At 67.3% G+C, this 15591-nt stretch carries 16 protein-coding genes and 1 pseudogene; 13 read left to right on the top strand and 4 right to left on the bottom strand.

Translation table 11 applies throughout. From position 1 onward, the window contains the following. Positions 1–90 precede the first annotated feature (90 nt). From Rhe02_RS04225 to Rhe02_RS04210, 4 genes are all read right to left on the bottom strand, one after another. The gene (locus Rhe02_RS04225; protein WP_203906721.1) at positions 91–1014 is read right to left on the bottom strand and encodes a hypothetical protein; all 924 of its coding nucleotides are present in this window, start codon (positions 1012–1014) and stop codon (positions 91–93) included. Beyond that, positions 1011–1406, bottom strand: a complete 396-nt coding sequence (locus Rhe02_RS04220) for a hypothetical protein (protein WP_203906720.1) — start codon at positions 1404–1406, stop codon at positions 1011–1013. Before Rhe02_RS04220 ends, Rhe02_RS04225 begins: the two co-directional genes overlap by 4 nt. Positions 1407–1428: 22 nt before the next feature. Beyond that, positions 1429–4215, bottom strand: a complete 2787-nt coding sequence (locus tag Rhe02_RS04215) for a CHAT domain-containing protein (RefSeq protein WP_203906719.1) — start codon at positions 4213–4215, stop codon at positions 1429–1431. Positions 4216–4372: 157 nt separating this feature from the next. Beyond that, a complete protein-coding gene (locus Rhe02_RS04210; RefSeq protein ID WP_203906718.1) occupies positions 4373–5992 on the bottom strand; it encodes a hypothetical protein in 1620 nt (539 codons plus the stop codon). Positions 5993–6256: 264 nt separating this feature from the next. Here Rhe02_RS04210 and Rhe02_RS04205 point away from each other — a divergent pair, with 264 nt between their 5' ends. The 13 genes and pseudogenes from Rhe02_RS04205 to Rhe02_RS04150 all read left to right on the top strand — a co-directional run bounded on the left by Rhe02_RS04205 (position 6257) and on the right by Rhe02_RS04150 (position 15575). Then, positions 6257–6829: a hypothetical protein gene (locus Rhe02_RS04205; RefSeq protein WP_203906717.1), complete on the top strand. Its 573-nt coding sequence runs from the start codon at positions 6257–6259 to the stop codon at positions 6827–6829. A gap of 170 nt (positions 6830–6999) precedes the next feature. Next, positions 7000–7236, top strand: a complete 237-nt coding sequence (locus tag Rhe02_RS04200; protein ID WP_203906716.1) for a hypothetical protein — start codon at positions 7000–7002, stop codon at positions 7234–7236. Positions 7237–7270: 34 nt separating this feature from the next. Next, positions 7271–7831: a MauE/DoxX family redox-associated membrane protein gene (locus Rhe02_RS04195; protein WP_203906715.1), complete on the top strand. Its 561-nt coding sequence runs from the start codon at positions 7271–7273 to the stop codon at positions 7829–7831. A 12-nt stretch (positions 7832–7843) separates the two neighbouring features. Continuing rightward, on the top strand, positions 7844–8392 hold the full coding sequence (locus Rhe02_RS04190; protein WP_203906714.1) for a TlpA family protein disulfide reductase: 549 nt from the start codon (positions 7844–7846) through the stop codon (positions 8390–8392). After that, positions 8389–10266, top strand: a complete 1878-nt coding sequence (locus Rhe02_RS04185) for an ABC transporter ATP-binding protein (RefSeq protein ID WP_239123338.1) — start codon at positions 8389–8391, stop codon at positions 10264–10266. Before Rhe02_RS04190 ends, Rhe02_RS04185 begins: the two co-directional genes overlap by 4 nt. Next, entirely contained in the window at positions 10266–10721 is a 456-nt protein-coding gene (locus tag Rhe02_RS04180) for a S26 family signal peptidase (RefSeq protein WP_203906713.1), read from the top strand. The genes Rhe02_RS04185 and Rhe02_RS04180 overlap by 1 nt, the downstream gene beginning before the upstream one ends. 40 nt (positions 10722–10761) lie before the next feature. Continuing rightward, complete coding sequence (locus tag Rhe02_RS04175; protein ID WP_203906712.1) at positions 10762–11151, top strand: hypothetical protein; 390 nt, start codon at positions 10762–10764, stop codon at positions 11149–11151. A 162-nt stretch (positions 11152–11313) separates the two neighbouring features. Next, positions 11314–11535 (top strand): annotated as a pseudogene (locus Rhe02_RS50750) (RNA polymerase sigma factor); the annotation flags it as partial. A 127-nt stretch (positions 11536–11662) separates the two neighbouring features. Next, the gene (locus Rhe02_RS50745) at positions 11663–11893 is read left to right on the top strand and encodes a sigma factor-like helix-turn-helix DNA-binding protein (RefSeq protein WP_308441981.1); all 231 of its coding nucleotides are present in this window, start codon (positions 11663–11665) and stop codon (positions 11891–11893) included. A gap of 9 nt (positions 11894–11902) precedes the next feature. Next, the gene (locus Rhe02_RS04165; RefSeq protein WP_203906711.1) at positions 11903–13144 is read left to right on the top strand and encodes a CU044_5270 family protein; all 1242 of its coding nucleotides are present in this window, start codon (positions 11903–11905) and stop codon (positions 13142–13144) included. 262 nt (positions 13145–13406) lie between these two features. Beyond that, positions 13407–14165 (top strand): SDR family oxidoreductase, encoded by a 759-nt coding sequence (locus Rhe02_RS04160; RefSeq protein ID WP_203906710.1) that lies wholly within the window; start codon positions 13407–13409, stop codon positions 14163–14165. A gap of 314 nt (positions 14166–14479) precedes the next feature. After that, on the top strand, positions 14480–14602 hold the full coding sequence (locus Rhe02_RS04155; protein ID WP_203906709.1) for a ribosomal protein bL36: 123 nt from the start codon (positions 14480–14482) through the stop codon (positions 14600–14602). 106 nt (positions 14603–14708) lie between these two features. Continuing rightward, on the top strand, positions 14709–15575 hold the full coding sequence (locus tag Rhe02_RS04150; RefSeq protein ID WP_239123336.1) for an NADP-dependent oxidoreductase: 867 nt from the start codon (positions 14709–14711) through the stop codon (positions 15573–15575). Positions 15576–15591 lie beyond the last annotated feature (16 nt).

Here is a 15591-nt window from a genome sequence, read left to right as displayed (position 1 = left end):
CAGATCCATCCAAGCTGACTGGCGCATCGGCATCGCAACGAACTGGCCGCCGTAGAGCAGTGGATCATGCGCTCGCGAAGGATTCGCGTCTCATTGCGGGTGCTGGTAACCCGTCTGCGGCGCCAGCCCTTGCCGCCACCAGTCGCACCAGGCACGGGCAATCTCGTGCTCCTGCACGTCGCTGTCGGGCATCGGCAGGTGCAAAGCAGTCATGAGATCGAAGCGGTGAAGATCAAAGGCGACCTGGATCGCCTGTCCCGACATCACCGCCGCGCGCACGGCGGCCAGATAGGCCAGCCGTGCCAGCGTCAGCGGGACCAGCGTCAACAGCAGCCACCAGCCCGATCTGGCCAGTAGCAGCCCTGACAGCACGGACGCCGCCGCGGCGGTCATCGATACCCGCGCGGCTGTGTCCATCAGATTGCGGTCATCGTTGACGAGAATCTTTACCGGCTCGCTCAGTATCGGGTAAAGGCGTGGCCAGGCCGTGGCGGTGTCCCAGCCGTAGCGCTGTGCGTCCCAAGCGGCCGCGAGGGCGTTGCCAAGTGCGGTGGCCTGTATACGGTCGGCGCGTGGATAACGCTGCCGAAGTGTGGCACCCGCTACGCCCAGCTCCTGCAGTTGCGCGTCGCTGATCTGCTGTGGGTCGTCGGGCAGCTCCGCGCGCTTGGCCAGCCGCCGGTAGCGGCGTGTCTGCAGCCGACCCGAAAGCCGTGCCAGCGGGCCGAGCCACGACGGCCACCGGCCAGCCAGTATTCCCACCATGAGCGGCTGGAACGGATGCAGCAGCAAGGCGGCCAGCAGCAGACCCAACCCCAGCAGGACCAACTGGCCCGGTTTGAGGGCGGCGGCGACGGTCCAGGCCTGCGCGAAGTTGACTTTCTCGCTGGGGGCGCCGGCCCACACCAGAACGATGACGAACAGCGCTAACGCACTGGTCGGCAGGTAGCTGACCAGGAAGAAGCGACCTGAAAACGCGCCATCTTGGGTGGCGGCCAAGCCGTCGAGCTTCATCGGTCAAGCTCCATCGGGCCATGTCCGTTGGGGCATTGGGGTGCAGCGCCCCCGTCCAGGTGCACGCGATATGTTCTCACGCCATCTACGGCGCAACGGAAAAACAGCATGACGTAACCGGAAGAACCCCTCGGCGGTGAGGCGTTGTCTGCGTCGCCTGTGCCTCGCAGGTCCGTTGCGCGAAGCCATTGGATGCGCGTGCGGCTCGTGACTCCCGCCCGCTGCTGCCCGACGATCAGCAGTACAGATTGCACAGACGGTTGCTGCTTAAGCAGCGCATCCACCTCGCGCAGCGCCTCGGCGAGTGTGATCCCTTCGGCCAGCGTCAGCTCAACCGCGTTGTCGAGGTCAGCTGACGAGTCGAACAAGCGCTGCAGGGGATGTGAGGCCATCTTTTGATCTCCTTGTCAGAAGTCATGGTCCGATGTGGATGTACGGCGCCCAAATCGCCGGATCGCCTTCGTACTCGCTACGCAGTCGATGCATCTGCTGATGCAGAAGACCGGCCAGACCGGCGACGCCGGTGGTGCTCAACCGGGTGTAAAGCTCCTCGGTCAGGCCAGCTGTCGCCGAGTCGACGACCGGCCACAGCGAACCCACCACATGCTGGTAGCCGGCAAGCTGGAACGCCGCGGCCAGATGCACGGCTTCGTCGGGCAGCAATTGCGCATCGCCCGACACCGCTGTGCCACACGAAGCTAGAAAAGCGAGCTCGCCCGCGCCGTGACGTGCCCCGAAAACTTCGGCTGCGGAAAGTTCGCCGTCGTGCAGCCGCATGGCACCACCGAGAAAGCTGCGTCCAGTGTGGACAGTATGCGCAACTGCGTGTATCCACGTTCTTTCCGGCAACGCGGTCAGGACAGCGTCGCGGGAGGCTTGCCTGTCGCGCAGGATGATGGCATCGGGAAACAACCGGCCGATCAGGTCCGCTTCCTCGACGGCGCCGGGAAGGCTGCGCATACCAGGCGTCTGCGCCATCGCCGCAACCAGAATCGACCGCGGCCCAACCGCCCGGCCGCGCGCCGCCACCAGTGCACGGGTGTTCGGTGTGTAGGACGACACCACGCGATCCAGGACTGTCTCATCGGTGCCCGCGATGCCGGCCGCGTGCAGGGGCAGCCTGCCAAGTGCGCCGGTGGCTGACCACCACACCCTCGGCCCGTCGGTCCGGCTGCCTATCGGGTCGGTGAGTTCCAGGTGGTTCAGGACCGGCGATGCCACTGTCTCCCAAAGCCATTGCAGGACTTCGTTTCTGCGCGGATTCTCGTCCCAGTCACGCAGCGCGCACGCTACCGCGTCGGGTGTCAGCCCCGCGAGATGGATGGCTGTCACGCCGTTCTCGCGCAGGATGAAGGCATCCGACCGGTGCCGGCTGACGTTGATGGTGACCACAGGCCCGCCACACGCGGCAGAGGTCAGATCCCCAATACGCATTGGCCGCAGGAACCCGGGGAGCCCTGCGTCACGGATCTGAGCCACCAATGCGTCCCACTGCCGGACAAGCTCGTGGCGCTGGTCTGGCTCGCCGGAATCGGGTGGCCGGTCAAGCAGTCGTGCCAATCGTTCGAATCGTTCAGCCAGCTCGGGCGCGACATGCATGACGTGGCTGAGATCAGCGCGGATGTCCAGCACCTGCCCCATCATGACGCCGCGGCCGTGTTCGAGAACCTCATATGCTTGCGCCCAGTGTGATGGCCCTGCCTGAAGCATGGCCGCGGCAGCCTCGCAGCCGATTCCGGAGAGCCGGACCAGCGAGAGTTCCTGGTGCATTCGGTCCAGATACGGCCGCGTGAGCATGGGCAGCAGGTTGACCGCGTGCGCTCCCGCCCTTGCCGCCGCCGGCCAATCGCCCATCGATGCGGCAGTCTCGTGTGCGGCAACGGCTGCGTGCACTCGGTGTCGCGTCGGCAGCAGCGGGTCGGCCATCGCCCGCTCCAGCTGCGCCAATGCCTCGGTGCCGATGTCTGCCCGCCCGGTCAGTCGTGCCATGAGCTGCAGGGCGAACGCCAGGTTGACATGCGCCGCGGACTGCGCGGCGTCGTGGGGCGGCATTGATTCAAGAGCCCGCCGTAACCGATCGATCAGGTCCAGCAGGGCGCTGACGTCTCCCGTCACCTCGGCGTGCGCAAGCGTTGCCCCGCACAGGTTGCTCAGGAAACTCAATTCCCGCCAGCCCTCGACACGGTCGCACAAGGCCCGGAAAACAGCGACGGACTCGGACAAGAGCTCGGCGTCGCCGTTCTTTCGGCCCAGCCGCATCAATGCCGCGCCGTAGACGGTCTGCACCGCCGGGTAGTCAGGATGGCCCTCGGGGGTGGCGCGGACCGCGTCCACGGCGACGCTGACCGCTTCCTCCAATGCGCTGGCGTCGCCGGTGGATTCCCCGAAGTGACACAGCATTTTGGCGAGCAGGCTGAGGCGCGGCCCACGCCCCATATAGTCACCGGGACCGTAGGCGATCGTCCGGATCGTGCCGATCGCTGACCTCAGCGCGTCGAGGTCGCCGCTTTCTTCGAACCGGCTCTCCAAGAGCCTGGCCAGCGTGGCCTCGTGGCGGCCGCGGTTGGGATAGCGCTCGGGCAGACGCCGCAAAGCTTCCCGCGCCCGTGCGATGGCAAGGTCGAGGCGCGCGATGTCCTTGGTCAGCGCGAACTCTTCGTGCATGGCGTTGACGAGGCCGATTAGGGTGCGGGCACGCACGAGGTCGTCGTGCACCTCCAACGCGATCGCCGCTTCACCGACCTCGATCGCTTCACGAAGCATGGCGATGTCGCCGCCAGCCTCATAGCCGCGCAGGAGCACCACACACAGCTGGGAAAGCGGCCCCTCATCGGGTTCGCCAAGGGTGGCCAGACGCAGGCAGTCGATCGCCTCGGCCAGGGCTGCCCGGTCGTCCGCGACTTCGAAACGCAGCAGCAAACCCACGCCCAGCGAACCCGCACACGAACGGCGCTCGCGGCTTGTCGAGGCCAGGCTCAGCGCCTGCCTGCCGACATCGATTGCCTCGGCCAGCAGGCTGGGCTGGGCGACCTGCTCGAAGAGTATCTGCAGTACCAGCCCGAGACTTTCCAGGTGCCTGCTTTGACCGGGAAGCCTGCGACGAACGGCTTCACGACCGACTTTGACCGCCTCCCATAGCTCATCCACATTCCCGTAGTTCTCGAAGGAGGTACGCAGCACGCCTCGCAGAAGCCTGAACACGTCGCCTTCTAGTGGGTCCCCGCTCCGCACAATTCGCACCGCCTCCCTGAGGTGGTTTACGGAGATGGCCAGATGCTCGCGCAGGCGGGTGCGCCAAAACAGGCCTAGATATGCTTCGCCATTGACGTAGAGAATTCTGACCTCGTCGAACACGCCCTCACCCGCTCGCCAGCGCTATCCGGCACAGCTCGGCCAGCCGGTTATCCAAGCCGCCAGGCGGAATGGGAAACCGCTCAACCAACTCGACAAAACGAATCCACTCGCTGGTCTGGACGAGGCCTGCCACCGTCGCTGACAAGAGCTGTCCGCGGCGGGCCAATGCCTGAACTGTGACGGGATCCTCTGCCAGACAGAGGATCGCCGTGTCACGGTAAAACTCTCGGCCCGTCTGCTCGGCGAGCATCGCCGCGGCCAGGCCGTGTCCTACAGCCTCGTCCCTCATGCCCAGCCGCCTCAGATAAAGCATCTGGTTGACGTGATTCAACACGGCGTCAAACGGATTCTGCGCCATGTAGGCGTGGCTCAATGCCTGCCGGGTCAGATCCGCTGCCCTTTCCGCGTCATCGCGTTTGAACGCGACCTGCGCCTGCGCCGCGAGGATGCGGCCGAGCATCGCCGCGTCGCCGTCCGCGCTGAAAACCGAATGGCATTCGTGCAGCAGCGCATCGACCTCGTCAAGACGCTCCAGATGCAGCAGCGGCCCGTAGGCGTTGAACCGGGCTTGTGCCAGCGCGACGGATGGCGCGTGGCGCTGCTCTTTAGCGGCGACCTCCAAGCCGTTGAAGTGAAGCGCGAGCGTCCAATGTGAGGAGGCCGCAGCCGAGCTGCTGGCGATGCTGACAATCATTTCGTAGGCGTCCCACCAGCCATCCTCGTCTTCCAGCCCCGACAGCTGAGGCAACAGCCGCTGGGCGTGCGCGATCACCGCGACGTGCTGACCCATGCGGTGCATGATCTGCAATTGTCGGCCGTGCAGGTGCAGCGACACCAACGGGTTCTCGCTGCTTTGCGCGTCCCGCAGGGCATGCTCGATGACATTCCTCGCCTCGGCGAGATCTCCGAAATTTTGCAGGTACAGGGCCAGGCGTGAACGGGCGCTGGTCGCAACCTCCCTATCGCCTCGCGCGTCGGCCTGGCGCACCACGTCGCGCAGGCGCCGCACGCCCAGCTCGGCCACTAGTTGCTCCTCGGCCATCGCCAGGGTGCATTGCACCTCAAGATCGTCGGCTGTGCCTTCGGCGCCTTCGGCGGCCTTCTGCAGCCACGGCAACAGATCCGCGGCTGTTTCCTGGCTCTCGTCTCTGGCCATCAGCTCGCCGGCCATCCATGCCGCCACCCGCCATGCGCCCAGCCGTAGCAGGTATGGCATCGCCGTCAGCACCGCCCGCCGCAGCAGCTGCGGCGTCTGCGGCGACGGTCGATCGCAGGCCTGCCGCAGCACCTCCTGCCAATGCGTCGCCTGGTCTGCCCAGACGGAAAGGTGCACCGTCCGGTCCGGACGGACCTGCACGGCGGCCGGAGCGAGCTGGAATCCGGGCGCCCTGACCAATTCCGCGTCGGCAAGTTCCTGGCACGCGTCAGTCAGCGATGGAGGCTGCGGCACGCCAAGCTCGGTCCACACTCGGCGCCACGCTCGATCCACGACAGAGCTTTCGCGATCTTTCTCTTCCAGCGCGATCAGGATCTGCAGCAGCACCCGCGCGGAGTTGCCCAAACGAGGGACATGGGTCACCCAAACAGCCTTGCCGGTGTCCACGCGGCACACAATCAGCCACACGAGCTATATAGTCGGCTATATTAGCTAGTCATCCATGTTTGTCACCGGTCGCCCCTTTCGAACCTGTACTGAGAAACACCGACGGACACGCTATCTGAGAATTCCCAGCTCCTGCCGTCGACGGTTGAGTGGTGAGCGATCCGCGATGCCTGGAACGACTGCGCCGCAACGTTTCCCAAGTGCGCCGCCGCTGAGGTCACCCAAGGCCGCGTACCGGTTGGGAAACCGGATGCGTGGCCGGCCGGCAGGGGCGACAATGCGGCGATGGAGCGCTTCCGGTGTGCCTCATGCGACGCGGTGCTCAGCGTGCCGGTGCGGCTGGTGGCGATGCCGCCGCCGCCAGTGCAGAGGTGGCTCGTGTGTTGCTGTCACCAGGTCAATCCCCCGCTGATGCAGCCACTCACCTACACCATCGACCAGGCGCCGCACGGCCGTGACCGTATCGCGGGCACCTTCGTGCTCTCACCCGGCGACGTGCGGGGCACCCGGTTCGTGCACGAGCTCGTTGACGAGGGCTGCTGGCCGAACCAATACACACCGAGCATGGAATGCGCCAGGTGCGGCACCCTGGTCGCCTCGCGTGGCGACGACGAAGACTGCGACAAGGCCCAAGAAACCCGCTTCTACCCCCATTTAGTGGTACGGGAGTCGTGCGGTGAAAGTCCGGCGACGGCGCAACCGTTCGCCTTGATGAGCGACTGGGACACCGCGGCGCCGGACTCCCGCGAAGTCTCCTGGGCACCCGAGCCGTTCCGGCCCCGGCCCGAGCTGGTCGCGACGCGCTGGCGCGACCGGGGTCTACAGCAGCAGCTCCTGCGCGACGATCCGCCGGCCTGAGCCGACCATTCCACGCCTAATCGGACACCAGATCGGATGGCCCCGTCCTGTCCAAAAACGGCGGTTTTCGCCCGCTGAGTCGGCCGCATAGCGCACGCATACAACTCGTATAGAGCCGCCGCCTACCGTCGATCACGCAAGCGCCTCTCCTACCTCGTACCAAAGGAGAAATGATGGTCAAGGTGGTGGAACGACTGGCCGACCGGATGCTCGCCCAGGTCGTGCCGAACATCGTTGCCCAGGCAGATCCGTGCGAGTGCAGCGGTGTCTGGTCGCGAGAAATCCAGTGTTACTGCTACTGCGGAGCGGGCTGGGCCGGATGGAGCATCCGCCAGACGCAAAGCTGCAGCGGATGCCGGCTCAGTTACGGCCCGTGTCACGACACATGGGCCATGTGCATCTGCTGATCCAGCCCAGGTGAACAGACCGGGAGGACAACTCGTGTTGATCAGCTACCTGCCGTTGGGGGCACGCGCTCTGCTCGGGTTGATCCTCGCGGTCTCCCTCATCCACAAGCTGCGCGGCCCACGCGCGTTCGCCGCATCGCTCGCCGGTTTGCGGCTGCTGTCCAAGAAAAAGGCTCCGATGCTGGCAGCGGTGGTGATCGGTGCCGAGGCGGTCGTATGCGCGGCCCTGACCCACCCCGCGGGTTACCGGATCGGGTTGCCAGCCGCGGCTGCGCTGATGGCCGGCTATGCCGGTGCCATCGGTGTGGTGCTACGCCGTGGCACGCAAACGCCGTGCGCGTGCTTCGGCTCACCCAGCGACCGCCCGTTAAGCCGCCTGCAACTGGCCCGCAACCTCGTGCTGTTCGCGGCGGCTTGCGCGGGCACGCTTGCCGCCTTCGCGCCGGCGCAGACGGCCGTGCGCCTGGAAGGTGCCGCGTTGACCCTGCTCGCCGCCGCCCTGCTCACCGTCGTCGTGGTGCGCCTCGACGACATCGTGGAACTTTTCGCACCCTGGCCGGGACCGTCTCGGCACGGGCCACCATCCCAACGCTGAGGAGAATCGGCCATGCCCTACCTCATCGCCGCCGTCGCGCTGGTCGGCGCGCTCTGCGTGCTGGACCTCATCCTGACCTTCGGAGTGATCCGGCGTCTTCGTCACCACACGGAACTGCTCAACAAACGGGGACAGTCGTCAGGCCCGTCGGAGAAGGTCATGCTCGACGCGGGCGAGGAGCCCGGCGATTTCGTCGCCACCACCAATGTTGGCGAGCAGATCTCGAAGCAGGAATTGGTGGGCGACACTGTCGTCGGGTTCTTCACGGCGCATTGCGAGCCGTGCAAGGAACGCGTCCCGCAATACCTCGACCACGTGGCCACGCTGCCCGGCGGCAAGGACCGCACCCTGGCGGTCGTCATCGGCAACGACGCCGATTCGCTGAGCCTGGCCGAGCAGCTGGCCGCCGGCAGCAGGGTGGTCATGGAGCGACCGGGCGGGGACGTGGTGAAAGCGTTCCAGGTCACCGGATACCCCGCCCTTTGCGTGCTGGACGGCGACGGCAGGATCAAGGCATCCGGGTTCAAGCTCGACGAGATTCTCGAGAAAGTGCCGGCGTGACCGCAGTTCGCCGCCGCCCGCGAGCCATCGGGCTGTCGCCGCGCCACGCATGGCGCCACGCGCGGGTGGCGGCCCGTCTCGCCTTCGCCGCCGCACCGGTGACAACCGGTGTGCTGCTGGGCCTTTCGGTGCTCGAAGGAATGCTGCCGGTCGCCACGGCCTGGCTGACCAAACTGGTGCTCGACGGCATCGCCGGGTCGGCGGCCGCCGGCAGCCCCGCGGTCGGCTGGCTGGCCGCAGGGCTTGCCGCCACCGGCGCGTGCGTCGCCAGCCTGGGTCACCTCACCCGCTACCTCGACGCCGAGCTTTCCCGAGCTGTGGCGCTCACCTCGCAGGAGCGCCTGTACGAGGCGATCAACCGGCTCAACGGCTTGGCACGCCTGGAGAATCCCCAATTCCACGACCGGCTGCAGCTGGCCGTGCACGCCGGCCGGGAGGCACCGGCCCAGCTGATCCACGGCGTGCGCGGCACGGTCCAGTCGGGCATCATGACGCTGGGCTTCGTAGGCACCCTGATGGTGATCAACCCGTGGATGCTTGCCGTGGTGGCCGCGGCGGCGGTGCCGACTCTCGTGACCGAGCTGGCGCTGTCGCGGCGCCGCGCGGCGACAGCCACCGCGCTCGGGCCGACCGGGCGCCGGGAGATGTTCTTCGCGGGCCTGCTGACCCGCCTCGATGCCGCAAAGGAATCTCGGCTGCACGCCCTGGGCGAGTTCTTCCGCATCAGGATGTTTCGCGAACTGCGCACCGCCAACGCCGCCCACCGCGCCACCGACCGCCGTACTTTTTTCGCGCAGGGCTCGCTGGCGCTGCTGGGCGCCACCGTCACCGGCGCGGGCGTCGTCTGGGCGGTGCACGCCGCGGCGGCGGGTCGGCTCACCGTCGGCGACATATCCGCCTTCGCCGCGGCCGTGGCCGGAGTCCAGATCGGACTCGGTGCGGTAGCGGCCCGCGCTGCGATCGCCCACCATGCCTTGCTCCTGTTCGGGCAGTTCGACGAGATCACCACGGCAGAACCCGACCTTCCCGTGCCGGCCCAGCCCAAAGCTGTGCCAGCGCTGCGCCGCGGCATCGAGCTGCGCGATGTGTGGTTTCGCTACAGCCCTGACCATCCCTGGGTACTGCGAGGGGTGAACCTGTTCATCCAATGTGGACAATCAGTCGGGCTGGTCGGCATCAACGGAGCCGGAAAGAGCACCATCGTCAAGCTGCTGTGCCGGTTCTACGACCCGTCCCGCGGCGCTGTGCTCTGGGACGGAGTGGACCTGCGCGACCTGTCCATAGCCCAGCTGCGCGACCGCATCGGCGCCGTCTTCCAAGACTTCATGGAGTACGAATTGTCGGCGCTGGAAAACATCGGCGTCGGCGACCTCAGCGCCCTCACCGATCCGGCGCGCATCGTCGACGCCGCGCGCCGAGCCGACGTGCACGACACCATCACCGCGCTGCCCCGCCAATACGACACCATGCTCAGCCGCATCTTCGCCGGCCCGCGCGACGAAGAGGACACCGCTGCCGGGGTGCTGCTCTCGGGTGGGCAATGGCAGCGTGTCGCGCTGGCGCGCGCCTTCCTTCGCCGCGGCCGGGATCTGCTCATCCTCGACGAACCCAGCTCCGGCCTGGACGCCGCCGCCGAGGCGCTGATCCACCAGCGGCTGCGCGAACAGCGCCGAGGCACTACGAGCGTGCTCATCTCGCACCGGCTCAGCGCCGTACGTGACGCAGATCAGATCGCCGTGCTCGACGACGGGGTCGTCGCCGAACTGGGCTGCCACGCCGACCTGATGGCCGCCGACGGCCCCTACGCGCACCTGTTCACCTTGCAGGCCGCCGGATATCAGCCCGGCGACCGCGCTGTGACCGGGGTCGCCTGATGGGCCCCGCGATCGCCGTGATCGCCCTGGCGCTGGCCGCCACAGGGCTGCTTTGGCTGCGCCGCCGCCTGCTCGTCGTCACCGTCGACGGGCCGTCCATGGAACCCACCTACCACCAAGGCGATCGTGTCGTCGTGCGCCGCCGCCACGCCGCACAACTGCGCCTCGGAGACGTCGTGGTGATCGAGCGCCCCGACGATGACGGCACCTGGCCCGCGCACAGCCTCCCGCAGCGGTGGCTCGTCAAACGGGTTGCCGCGCTGCCCGGGGGCAAGGTTCCCGCCGATCTGGCCCCTGCCCTGGCCGAACAGGCCGGCGTCGACGTGCCACCCGGAAGCCTGGTGCTGCTCGGCGACAACGCCGCCAACAGCTACGACTCCCGCTACATCGGCTACTTCCCCGCCGACCGGTTGCTCGGCGTCGTACGGCGCCGCATGTCGCCGACCGCAGCCTGACGCCAGTCATTCATGTAAAACTGTAACGAGGCTATCGCGGGTGGAGGTGACCACGCAACACCTGCTGTCGGCCGTGATCTCGGCCAGCGAGCAGCTGGCCGAGGGCGGAGTCAGGCTCGAGCGCGATGACGGCCTGCGAGCGGTCCGCGATGTCACGGTTTCGCGCTGCCTGCGCGATCTGGCAGCGCATGCCCCCCGGCCCGGCGAGGAGAGCAGATCTCCAACCCGACGGCAGCGGCGTGTCAACCGCCGCAACCCGTGGTGGACGGTAAGCGCCGCGGCCGCAGCCGACAGCGTGGCCGCTTCGGGCAGTTCGGGCGGCGCCGTTCTCGGCCGGCTCGCCGGTGCGCTGCTCGACGAGACGGCGGGCGATCGCGACGCGCGCGCGATGCTGGAAAGGCTCCGCGGGCGGACGTCGACGACTCAGTAGCGGGCAGACCGGTGGGTGATGGTGATGGCCCGCCCGGATCTTTAACGAGCCGTTTGAGCATCCAAAGTGGATTGTCTGGCCACCGCGAATATCTTCGTGAAGATCGACATCCGGTCCGGTCAATAGGTCGTGAGTGCTGGCCCAGCCTACGAAGGGAGCCGGATGGAGACGGTGACGGTGACGGATGTTGATGACGCCGAGGTGGTGAAGCGGTCACGCGCCGATCCCGAATGCTTCTCGGTGCTGTTCGACCGTTACTTCGTGCCGCTGCACAGGTATGCGTCCCGGCGCCTTGGCGGAACCACGGGTGATGATGTGGCGGCCGAGACGTTCCTGGTGGCATTCCGCGAGCGTGGCCGGTTCGACCCGGCCCGCGGCTCGGTGCGCGCGTGGCTCTACGGGATCGCCACCAACCTGATCCGGGGGCACCATCGGGCGGAGGTGCGCGGATACCGGGCTTACGCCCGAGCGGCGGCGGAGCCGGTCTACTCCGCCGAGGAGGAACGGGTGGATGCCCGGCTCACCGCTGCGGCAGCCCGGGAGGTACTTGTCGCGGCACTTGCCGAGCTCTCGCCGGGCGACCGGGACGCGCTACTGCTCGTCGTCTGGGGCGAGCTCGGCCCACGAGGAGACGGCCGGGGCGCTCGGCATCCCAGCTGGCACGGTCGGCTCCCGGCTTTACCGGGCGCGTCGCCGGCTGCGGGCCGCACTCGATGATTTCGACCCTACAAAGCAGAGGTGAGCGACTGTCATGGATGAACTCGAACAGCTTGCCCGCGCCCGGCCGGTCGCCCCGCCCTCGGCGCAGACCATTGCACGCTCCAGGGCGGCGCTGATCCAGCTGGCCGGCGGCAGGCCCGCCCGGAATCGGCGGGTAATGAACCTGCGCGCGCGGATTCTGGTGCCGGTAGCGGCCACGGTACTGGCCGTCGCCACCGGCGTTGCGGTCACCATGCTGAAGGGCGGCACCGGCGCGCCGAACGCCTCACCGTCGGCGTCACCGTCGATGCCCGCGGCCGCCCGCGCATGGGACAGCGCGAACGCCCCCCAGTTGCTGCTTGTCGCGGCCGAGCAGGCGCAGCAGGAGGAGGCGCCGGGCACCGGAACCTACTGGGTGTCCACTATCGAGCACGGATGGCTTATCCCAACCGGCGCCGGCAACAACCAGTACACCCTCAGGCTCCGCCGCACGGAGATCACCTGGAAGCCGCTGGTGCCGGGCAAAGACGTCGTGCACATCTCCCGGTGGGCAGGCGCCGAGCCCTTGTCCGATGGGGACAAAGCCGCCTGGCGTGCCGCCGGCTCGCCGACAAGCTGGCCAATCGAACCACCGCCGGGTTGCCCGCCCGACCCGCGCAACGTCTACACCGCCGAACCGGGCGGCTCGGAACGAGTCGAACGCAGCGCGCCGGATGCGCGGTTGTTCATGATCGCCAACGGCGAAAGCCTGACCGCAGAACAGATTCGGGCCCTGCCATCCGATCCGGTTGCGCTGCGGACGTGGCTACTCAGCGTCATCGACCCGCGGGACTTGCGAAACCCGGTGGAGACCGGCAAGTCCCTCTTCGAGGCGCTGGTCGACCTGGTGCTGAACACGCCGATCACACCGGCCGTACGCAGCGCCGCCTTCCGGGTACTCGCTGGGGTTCCCGGGATCAGGTCGCTCGGTGCCGTGACGGATGCGAAGGGACGCTCGGGCGTCGCCGTGTCCATCGAACGCAACGACACCGTCCAGGAACGCAGGGCCGACCCAGGCGGCCCGCGGGAGGTGAGCCTGGTGCTCGATCCGAACACCGGCGCTGTGCTGGGACGGCAGGTTCGTGCCCTGCGACCCGCCGACTACCTGAGCTGGGTGCCGGCCGGAGCGATCCAGCAGTACGACCTCATCGAGCACCTCCGATGGACGAACGACGAGCCGCCCGCGACGCCGCGTATCACCGACGAGCCGCCCGCGACGCCTACCCCCGGCGGCCAGCCGACGACAGCATGCTGAGGCTTCGCTCGTCATCCGAGGGGCGCCAGCGCTTGTGGGTCTTGAGGGTGACCACGCACGGGCCTATCGTTCGCCGCACGGGAGTTACGGCGCGGGACCACGACGCAGCGGCGCAATGAAGGTTTTAGGTATTGAAATATGCCCGGGGCACAACGGGGGACTTTCGTCGGCGGGTGGTGGCAGGGCGTGTCGATGAGGCGGGTTGGCCCTGGGATTGCCACACTGAGTCTTTGGTGTTGGCAAGGCAATAGGAGCTGCCGGTATGCGAGTAGCCGTGGCTGGGGCCACTGGGCGGATCGGGTCGCTGAGCGTCGCCGCGCTGCAACGCGACGGGCATGACGTCGTGCCAATCAGCCGGGCCCACGGCATCGACATCGTCGCCGGCACGGGCCTGGACCAAGCCTTGACTGGGGTCGATGTGGTGATCGATACGACCAGTATCAACGCCGCGACCGAAGCCGACGCCATCGCGTTCTTCACCACCGCCACAGCGAACCTGCTGGCCGCCGAAGGGCGCACCGGGGTCGGCCACCATGTCGTGCTGTCCATCGCCCAGGTGCGCAACGTCCCGGGCAACGCCCATCACGCGGGCAAGCGAGCGCAGGAAGCAGCCGTAGAAGCCGGTCCGATCCCTTACACCATCGTGCCCGCCACACAGTTTCACGACTTCCCTGTGACAGTCGCAGGCTGGGTAGAGCAAAACGGGGTCGCGAAGTTGCCGCCGCTATTGATGCAGCCGATCGCCCCGGCCGACGTCGCCAGCATCCTGGCCCGGGTCGCCGGTGGCGCCCCACAAGGCCGCCACCGCGACATCGCCGGACCTGAGCCGCAGGATCTCATCGACATGGCCCGCCGCACACTCGCCGCCCAGGGCAGGCACATCCGGCTTGTGCCGACCTGGCATGGCGGCATCTTCGATCAGACGATGGCCGGTGACGTTCTGCTGCCCGCGGCCGACGCCGAAATAGCACCTACCACGTTCGACGAGTGGCTGGCAGCTCAGCAACCATCAGCTGCTTGAGCGGTTTCGCTCGCTGAGTTGATCCGGGCTGCTTCGAATCAGAAGATCCCGGTGAAACAGCCCATCGCGACAGCGGAAATGACGATCGCTACCGACAATGCCTTGAGGGGTCTGCGAAGGTACATGAGAATCCTCCATAAAGTGCTTCGTATTCTCGGGTTCCGGCACCTGCCCGGCTGAACCAGAGGGTTCGGTCGCCTATTCCGCGCCGTGGAAGTCGTCACACCGCAGCGCGGGACCGGCCCGTGTTCGTCGGCGGAATAGCCGGCTCACGGTTGGTGTTGAGCCGAGTCCGCAAGTCAGGAGGCTTGAAAATGAAGGTCCGCAGCTCGCTACGTTCGCTGAAGAACCGCGCGAATTCGGTCGTGGTCCGCCGCCACGGGAAGATCCTTGTGGTCAACAAGGCGGATCCGCGGCAAAAGGCCCGCCAGGGCTGACTCACGACATAGTTCGGGCACGGTAAATATTGGCATCTTGGTACCGTGAGGTATGCAGGCTATCGCCATTGGTGACCGTGCAGCCGGGGCGGCTGGGGTTTCTCTGATGGAGTTGCCCCATCCGCACGCTGCGGAAAACGATGTCATCGTGAAGGTTCACGCAGCGGGGTTCACCCCCGGCGAGCTTGACTGGCCGGGGACGTGGTCCGATCGGGCCGGCCATGACCGCACGCCGAGCGTACTCGGAAACGAGCTTTCGGGTGTCGTGGCCGAATTGGGTTGCGGCACCACGGGTTTCACCGTCGGCCAGCGGGTGTTCGGCATGACCGACTGGGCCCGCAACGGGTCTCTGGCCGAGTACGCGGCGATGGAGACCCGGAATCTCGCTCCGCTGCCCGCTGAAATCGACCACACCGTGGCGGCCGCGCTGCCCATCTCCGGACTAACCGCGTGGCAGGGCCTCTTCGACCACGCTCGCCTCATGCCGGGCCAGACCGTTCTGATCCACGGTGCGGCAGGCGCCGTCGGGTCGATGGCGGTTCAGCTCGCACGTGAGGTGGGCGCGACGGTGATCGGCACGGGCCGGGCCGGCGACCGGGAAAGGGCACTCGGCTTCGGCGCGAACGCCTACCTCGACCTTCAGGCCGACCGGCTGGAAGACGTCGGTGAGGTCGACGTGGTGTTCGACGTGATCGGCGGTGAGGTGGTCGAACGCTCGGCAGCTTTGGTGCGCGCGGGCGGCACGCTCGTCACCATCGCCGCCCCGCCCAAGGCGCAGCCCAGCCACGCGCGGGCCGTCTTCTTCGTCGTCGAGCCAGACCGGGCCATGCTGGCAAAGCTGGCACAGCGGGTGCGCGCGGGCCGGCTGAAGACAAGCGTGGGAACCGTTCTGCCGCTTGCCGAAGCGCCCGTCGCATTCACCCGCCGCCCTTTGGTGCCGGGCAAGACGATCATCCGTGTAGTCGAGGGATGAGCTAGCCGCAGAACGC

This window comes from Rhizocola hellebori (assembly GCF_016862955.1).
Classification (GTDB): domain Bacteria; phylum Actinomycetota; class Actinomycetes; order Mycobacteriales; family Micromonosporaceae; genus Rhizocola; species Rhizocola hellebori.
The sequence above is the reverse complement of the archived record's forward strand: the minus strand, read 5'-3'. Positions and strand labels throughout refer to the sequence as shown.

Coding starts and splice junctions, on each gene's coding strand:
- Rhe02_RS04225 (WP_203906721.1), bottom strand. CDS start 1,014: ATGAAGCTCGACGGCTTGGCCGCCACCCAAGATGGCGCGTTTTCAGGT.
- Rhe02_RS04220 (WP_203906720.1), bottom strand. CDS start 1,406: ATGGCCTCACATCCCCTGCAGCGCTTGTTCGACTCGTCAGCTGACCTC.
- Rhe02_RS04205 (WP_203906717.1), top strand. CDS start 6,257: ATGGAGCGCTTCCGGTGTGCCTCATGCGACGCGGTGCTCAGCGTGCCG.
- Rhe02_RS04200 (WP_203906716.1), top strand. CDS start 7,000: ATGATGGTCAAGGTGGTGGAACGACTGGCCGACCGGATGCTCGCCCAG.
- Rhe02_RS04190 (WP_203906714.1), top strand. CDS start 7,844: ATGCCCTACCTCATCGCCGCCGTCGCGCTGGTCGGCGCGCTCTGCGTG.
- Rhe02_RS04180 (WP_203906713.1), top strand. CDS start 10,266: ATGGGCCCCGCGATCGCCGTGATCGCCCTGGCGCTGGCCGCCACAGGG.
- Rhe02_RS50745 (WP_308441981.1), top strand. CDS start 11,663: ATGCCCGGCTCACCGCTGCGGCAGCCCGGGAGGTACTTGTCGCGGCAC.
- Rhe02_RS04165 (WP_203906711.1), top strand. CDS start 11,903: ATGGATGAACTCGAACAGCTTGCCCGCGCCCGGCCGGTCGCCCCGCCC.
- Rhe02_RS04160 (WP_203906710.1), top strand. CDS start 13,407: ATGCGAGTAGCCGTGGCTGGGGCCACTGGGCGGATCGGGTCGCTGAGC.
- Rhe02_RS04155 (WP_203906709.1), top strand. CDS start 14,480: ATGAAGGTCCGCAGCTCGCTACGTTCGCTGAAGAACCGCGCGAATTCG.
- Rhe02_RS04150 (WP_239123336.1), top strand. CDS start 14,709: ATGGAGTTGCCCCATCCGCACGCTGCGGAAAACGATGTCATCGTGAAG.